This window comes from Streptomyces aureocirculatus (assembly GCF_000720475.1).
Classification (GTDB): domain Bacteria; phylum Actinomycetota; class Actinomycetes; order Streptomycetales; family Streptomycetaceae; genus Streptomyces; species Streptomyces aureocirculatus.
The window spans coordinates 101,882-108,143 of the sequence record NZ_JOAP01000026.1 but is presented as its reverse complement, the minus strand read 5'-3'; the positions used below and the strand labels follow the sequence as shown (position 1 = coordinate 108,143).

Genomic DNA, 6,262 nt, shown 5'->3' with positions numbered 1-6,262 from the left:
GACGAGTACTTGCAGCAGTACCGGGGCGAGCACGACATCCGCTCCACCTGGCAGGCCCGCGAACGCATCGTCGTCGGCCTCACCGGCGGACCCGAGGGCAGGGCCCTGCTGCGCCGAGCCGCCAGGCTCGCCGAGAAGGGCGCGGGCGGTGAGGTGCTCGCCGTGTACGTCGCCCGCAGCGACGGCCTCACCGCGGCATCGCCGAAGGAACTCGCCGTCCAGCGCACCCTGGTGGAGGACCTCGGCGGCTCCTTCCACCAGGTGGTCGGTGAGGACGTCACGGCGGCGCTGCTCGCGTTCGCCCGCGGTGTCAACGCCACGCAGATAGTCCTCGGCGTCTCCCGGCGCCGGAACTGGCAGTACGTCTTCGGCCCCGGCGTCAGCGCCACCGTCGCCCGCGAGTCGGGACCCGACCTCGACGTCCACCTGGTCACCCACGAGGAGGCGGGCAAGGGCCGCGGCCTCGGACATCCGCCGCGCGCCGCCCGGCTCGGGCGCAGCCGGATCATCTGGGGCTGGCTCGTCGGCATGGTCGGACCCGTGCTGCTCGCCCTGCTCCTGCGGGGGGTGGCGCCCGAGCTAGGGCTCGCCAACGACATGCTGCTCTTCCTGTCGCTCACCGTGGCGGCGGCGCTGCTCGGCGGTCTCTTCCCCGCGCTCGCGTCGGCGGCGTTCGGCTCCCTGCTCATCAACTACTACTTCACCCAGCCCGTCCACAAGGTCCTCATCTCCAACCCGCGGCACATCCTCGCCCTGGTGATCTTCGTCGGGGTCGCCGTGTCCGTGGCGTCCGTGGTGGACCTGGCGGCGCGCCGCACCCACCAGGCGGCCCGGCTGCGGGCCGAGTCGGAGATCCTGTCCCATCTGGCGGGCAGTGTGCTGCGCGGCGAGAACAGCCTGGAGTCGCTCCTGGAGTCCGTGCGGGAGACCTTCGCCATGGAGTCCGTGGCCCTCCTCGAACGCGACGGGGACCTCGCCCCGTGGGCCTGCGTGGGCAGCGCGGGCACCCGACCGCACGTCGGCCGCCCCGAGGAGGCCGACGTCGACATGCCCATCGGCGACCACATGGCGCTCGCGCTCACCGGGCGCGTCCTGCCCGCGGAGGACCGGCGCGTCCTCGGGGCGTTCGCCGCGCAGGCCGCCGTCGTCGTGGACCGCGGGCGCCTGCAGTCCGAGGCGGGCCAGGCGCGGGCGCTCGCCGAGGGCAACCGCATCCGCACCGCCCTGCTCGCCGCCGTCAGCCACGACCTGCGCACCCCCCTCGCCGGCATCAAGGCGTCCGTCTCCAGCCTGCGCTCCGACGACGTCGAATGGTCCGAGGAGGACCGGGCCGAGCTGCTCGCCGCCATCGAGGCCGGCGCCGACCGCCTCGACCATCTCGTCGGCAACCTCCTCGACATGTCCCGCCTGCAGACGGACACCGTCACACCCCTCGTCCGCGAGATCGACCTCGACGAGGTCGTGCCGCTCGCCCTCGAAGGCATCACGGGACCGTCGGACAACGTCGTCCTCGACATCCCCGAGGACCTGCCGATGGTCGCCGCCGACAAGGGGCTCCTGGAGCGCGCCGTCGCCAACGTCATAGAGAACGCCCTGAAGTACAGCCCCGCCGACCGACCCGTCCTCGTCGCCGCGAGCACCATGGCCGACCAGGTGCAACTACGGGTCGTGGACCGCGGCCCCGGGGTCCCCGACGACGCCAAGGAACGCATCTTCGAACCCTTCCAGCGCCTCGGCGACGCCCCGCGCGGAGCCGGGGTGGGCCTCGGCCTCGCGGTCGCCCGCGGCTTCACCGAGTCCATCGGCGGCACGCTCACCGCGGAGGACACCCCCGGCGGCGGCCTGACCATGGTCCTCGCGCTGCGCCGGGTCCCCGAGCGCCCCCAGATCAGCCCTGACGTGCCGACGGTCACCACGGTCTGACCCCCTCGGGGCGTGGCGGCGCCGCCCTCAGCCGAGCCGTAGGACGACCTTCTGGGTGGCGCCCTTCGTGGGGGCGAGGTCGGCGAACGTGAGCGTCAAGGACGTGCCCGTGGTGGCGGACGTGACGGTGGCGGGCTTCGTGGTGACCGCGGCGACCGGGCGGTCCCAGGTCACCGTGAGGCCCGCGCGCGCCGCGCGGGTCGGGTCGCTGACGCACACCACCGCCGTCCCGTCGTACCGCTCGGCGGCCAGCACGGCGCAGGCGGCGCTCGCGGTGAGCGCCCCGGCGGTGCCACCGGACCAGAAGGTCACCCCGGTGAAGCCGAGCGAGGGCACGCTGACGCCCTGCCGCGTACCGGAGTTGGCGAGTATCCGCAGCCATCCGGTGGCCGCCGCGCGCTGTGCGGTACGGGCCGCGCTCGCGCCCGGCAGCAGCAGACAGGCGTACCCGGCGTCGGTGGGGTCGATGCCATGGTCGACGTACAGCGTGAGGTAGGTGCGGGTCAGCGGCGTGGTGGCGCCGCCCTTGTTGATGTCGCTCCACCTGCCGGTGCGCTGCTCGCGCAGGGCCCGGACCGTCGCGCCGCCGGGGAAGACATAGCCAGTCCGCGCAGATGCTGCCCGACGACCGCCCGACGGCCGTCGGTGGTGCCGCCCACCCAGCTCACCTCGGGCCGCGCCGCGCCCCAGTCGCCGCCCGCCGCGTCGGCGAGCTTCTCGCGGGACGCCGTGATGCCCGGCAGCCGGTACGGGTCGACGGTGGGCCAGAAGGCGTCGCTGGGCCCAGCCTCAACGCGCGGAACGGCCGGACCGACGGGAACGCACGGAACGGCTGGACCGGCCGGAACGGAAGGCACTCACTAGGCTGTGCCGGTGTTCACCTCCCAGGGCCCCTCGCTCCGCGAACTGACCGTGCAGGCGCTGTCCTCCACCGAGCACGGCTACGACCTGCTGGCACCCAAGTTCGACCACACGCCGTTCCGTACGCCCGAGCGCATCCTCGACGCGTGCGCCGCGGCCCTGCGCCCCCTCGGCCCGTTCACGGCGGGGCTCGACGTGTGCTGCGGCACCGGAGCGGGCGTGGCGCTCCTGCGGCGGATGTGCCGCGAGCAGGTGACGGGCGTCGACTTCAGCACCGGGATGCTGGCCGCGGCGCGGACGGCGCTCGCACCGGCCGCGGGGGAGGGGGCGCGGGGCCCGGCGCTGCACTGGGTGCGGGCGGACGCCCGTGCGCTGCCGTTCCGGGCGGGCTTCGACGTGGCCGTCAGCTTCGGGGCTTTCGGGCACTTCCTGCCCGCCGAGCGGCCGGGTCTGTTCGCCGAGGTGTACGAGGCGCTGCGCCCCGGCGGTCTGTTCGCCTTTCCCATCGGCGCTCCGCAGTCGCTGACGTCGCCCTGGTACTGGGCCATGCTCGGCTTCGACCTGACGATGAGGGCCCGCAACCTGCTGTGGCGGCCGCCGTTCGTCATGTACTACCGCACGTTTCCGCTCGCCGGGGTGCGGGCCGACCTGGAGCGCGCCGGGTTCGCCGTGGAACTGCTGCCCCTGGAGGAGTTCGGCCGCCGTGACGACGGCAGCCCGCGCTGGCGCATGGTGGTGGCCCGCAAGGCGTGACACGACCCGCGCTCGGGCCCGCGCTCAGGTCCGTGCGGTGCCGAACGCCCTCCGGTACGCCTGCGGGCTGACCCCGGCGACCCGCTTGAAGCGGTCGCGGAACGCCGTCGGCGAGCCGAAGCCGACCTGCGCGGCGATGCGTTCCACCGGGTGCCCGGTGGTCTCCAGGAGGTGCTGGGCCCGGCGGACCCGGGCCCGGTGGAGCCACTGGAGCGGTGTCGTACCGGTCTGCTCGCGGAAGCGGCGCAACAGCGTGCGGGTGCTGAGCCCCGCGTGCCCGGCGATGTCGTCGAGGGTGAGATCGCGGGCCGCGTTCTCGTCCAGCCAGGCGAGGAGGGGTTCGAACTCGGCGCCGCGCGGGACGGCCGGGGGCAGGTTGCCGATGAACTGGGCCTGGCCGCCCTCGCGTTCCAGCGGTACGACGGACGCGCGCGCTGCCTCGGCGGCGACCAGCGAGCCGTAGTCGCGTCGGATCATGTGCAGGCACAGGTCGAGTCCGGCGGCGGCGCCGGCGGACGTGAGGATCTGGCCGTTGTCCACGTACAGGACGTCCGGGTCGACGGTCACCTCCGGACAGACCTCGGCGAGCAGTCCCGCCGCGTACCAGTGCGTGGTGGCCCGCAAACCCTTGAGCAGCCCGGCCCTGGCGAGGACGAAGGTGCCGACGCAGATCGAGGCGATCCGGGTGCCCGCGTCGGCCGCCGCCCGCAGCGCGTCGATGACGTCGTCGCGCACCGGCGCCGAGGGGTCGTGGACGCCCGGCACGATCACCGTGTCCGCGTCCGTGAGCCCGCTCAGGTCGTACGGGGCCCGCAGTGTGAAGGTGCGCGCGTCGACCTCGGGCTCGGGGGCGCAGACCCGTATCCGGTAGCCCTCCCGGCCGCCGGGCAACTGGGTGCGGGCGAAGACGTCGATGGGCATGGCCAGGTCGGAGGGAATGACGTCGTCCAGGGCGAGAACCGCGACCGTGTGCATGGCGGAAACGTACGACACCGCCGACGTTCCGCCAAGCCTTGGCCGCCGCCCCGGACACCCGCACACCAGGCGATTCGGCTCACCCGGGCAGGGTGGCGAGATCCCGTTGAAGCCTGTCATTCCTGCCACTGTCGGAGGGCGTCGCGTGCTCGCTAGCTTCGGTGAAGCCCGGCCCCACGCCGGACACCCGGCACCCCTCGCCCCCCTCGACCCCCGCTTCGAACACCCTCTTGGAACGGAACGGAACGCGCATGCACGTACAGGCAGTCCTCTTCGACGGATTCGACCCCCTTGACGTCCTCGGCCCGCTGGAGGTCCTGCACGCCGGGGGCATGGCGACGGCCGGTGCGATCACCGTCGAACTGGTCTCGGCGGAGGGGCCGCGCGACGTGCCCAGCGGCCTGGAACTCGTCACCCTCAAGGCCACGGCGAAGCTCGACCCGGAACGCGAGGGGCTGATCCTGCTGCCGGGCGCCGCCGGGGCCACGGAGCAGCGCGACCCCGCGGACGACAGCATTCCGTCCCGCCTCGCCCGCACCCGGAGCACCGCGCTGCCCGCTCTCCTCGCGGCCGCCATGGCCCGCCCCGGGCTGCTCATGACGACGGTGTGCGGCGGCTCCCTGATCCTGGCGATGTCCGGCCTCGCCAAGGGGCGGCACCTCACCGGTCACCACGGGTCGCTCGACGCCCTGCGGGCACTCGGGGCGGTCCCCGTACGGGCCCGCGTCGTCGACGACGGCGACCTGGTCACCGGGGCGGGGGTGACCTCGGGCCTCGACCTCGGCCTGTACCTTCTGGAACGCGAGTTCGGGCCGAGGGTCGCGCACGCCGTCGAGGAGCTGTTCGCGCACGAGCGGCGCGGGGTGGTGTGGAGCGCCGCGGGGGCCGAGCCCGCCCCGATCTGACGAAGCCGCGCCCCGCCGAAGCCGGGCCCCGCCGAAGCCGGGCCCCGCCGAAGCCGGGCCCCGCCGAAGCCGGGCCCCGCCGAAGCCGGGCCCCGCCGAAGCTGGGCCCGCCGAAGCCGAGCCCCGCCGAAGCTGGGCCCGCCGAAGCCGCGCCCCGCCGAAGCCGCGCCCCGCCGAAGCCGCGCCCCGCCGAAGCCGGGCCCCGCCGAAGACCCGCCCCCGAAGTCGAACCGAGAGCCCTCCCATGTCGAAGCTGTTTCTGATCCTGCACGTCCTCGCGGCCATCCTGGCCGTCGGCCCGGTCGCCGTCGCCGCCAGCATCTTTCCGCGGGTGCTGCGTGCGGCACTCGCCGCCCCGGGCGCCGCCGCCCCTGTCACCACGCTGCGTACGCTGCACCGCATCTGCCGCGTGTACGCGGGGGCCGGCATCGCCGTGGTGGTCTTCGGCTTCGCCACGGCGAGCAGCCTCGGCGTGCTCGGCAGCCCCTGGCTGATCACCTCCATCGTGCTCACGTTCGTCGCGGCGGTGGTCCTGATCGTCCTTGTGCTGCCCCGGCAGGAGCAGGCGCTCGACGCGGTGGGCGGGGCGGAGGCCGCTCCCACCGGTGCGGGCGGGCCGGGCGGGGCGCACGCAGCCTCCGGCGAGTCGGGCGGGGCGCAAGGGAGCTCCGGTGAGTCCGGCGGGGCGCACGGGACCTCGGGCGCGGGCACCGTGACTCTCGACGCCCGCGCGAGTGCTCAACTTGCCATGTACACCGGCATCTTCAACCTCCTGTGGGCCACCGTCACCATTCTGATGATCGTCAGGCCAGGCTCGACGACCGGCGCCTGACCTCCGGGCCCGT

General features: G+C 74.3%; 5 protein-coding genes and 1 pseudogene. 4 read left to right on the top strand and 2 right to left on the bottom strand.

The annotated features are described in order from the left end of the window. The coding region (locus IG78_RS0124275; protein ID WP_037686135.1) for an ATP-binding protein at positions 1-1,923 on the top strand (1,923 nt) is incomplete at its 5' end. A 27-nt stretch (positions 1,924-1,950) separates the two neighbouring features. On the opposite strand, the pseudogene IG78_RS46220 reads toward IG78_RS0124275, so the two are convergent. Further along, positions 1,951-2,702 (bottom strand): annotated as a pseudogene (locus IG78_RS46220) (polysaccharide lyase family 8 super-sandwich domain-containing protein); the annotation flags it as partial. A gap of 94 nt (positions 2,703-2,796) precedes the next feature. Between IG78_RS46220 and IG78_RS0124265 the strand changes: the two are divergent. Continuing rightward, a complete protein-coding gene (locus tag IG78_RS0124265; RefSeq protein WP_030566689.1) occupies positions 2,797-3,537 on the top strand; it encodes a class I SAM-dependent methyltransferase in 741 nt (246 codons plus the stop codon). Between the two features lie 24 nt (positions 3,538-3,561). On the opposite strand, the gene IG78_RS0124260 is transcribed toward IG78_RS0124265, so the two are convergent. Continuing rightward, positions 3,562-4,512, bottom strand: a complete 951-nt coding sequence (locus tag IG78_RS0124260) for a GlxA family transcriptional regulator (RefSeq protein WP_030566688.1) — start codon at positions 4,510-4,512, stop codon at positions 3,562-3,564. 251 nt (positions 4,513-4,763) lie between these two features. Between IG78_RS0124260 and IG78_RS0124250 the strand changes: the two genes are divergently transcribed. Next, positions 4,764-5,417, top strand: coding sequence for a DJ-1/PfpI family protein (locus IG78_RS0124250; protein WP_030566686.1), 654 nt, complete (start codon positions 4,764-4,766; stop codon positions 5,415-5,417). Positions 5,418-5,661: 244 nt separating this feature from the next. Then, on the top strand, positions 5,662-6,249 hold the full coding sequence (locus IG78_RS0124245; RefSeq protein ID WP_030566684.1) for a membrane protein: 588 nt from the start codon (positions 5,662-5,664) through the stop codon (positions 6,247-6,249). Positions 6,250-6,262: the final 13 nt, after the last annotated feature.

What these genes read in the sequence shown, in the direction of transcription:
- IG78_RS0124260 (WP_030566688.1), bottom strand. Translation starts at nt 4,512, where the DNA reads ATGCACACGGTCGCGGTTCTCGCCCTGGACGACGTCATTCCCTCCGAC.
- IG78_RS0124250 (WP_030566686.1), top strand. Translation starts at nt 4,764, where the DNA reads ATGCACGTACAGGCAGTCCTCTTCGACGGATTCGACCCCCTTGACGTC.
- IG78_RS0124245 (WP_030566684.1), top strand. Translation starts at nt 5,662, where the DNA reads ATGTCGAAGCTGTTTCTGATCCTGCACGTCCTCGCGGCCATCCTGGCC.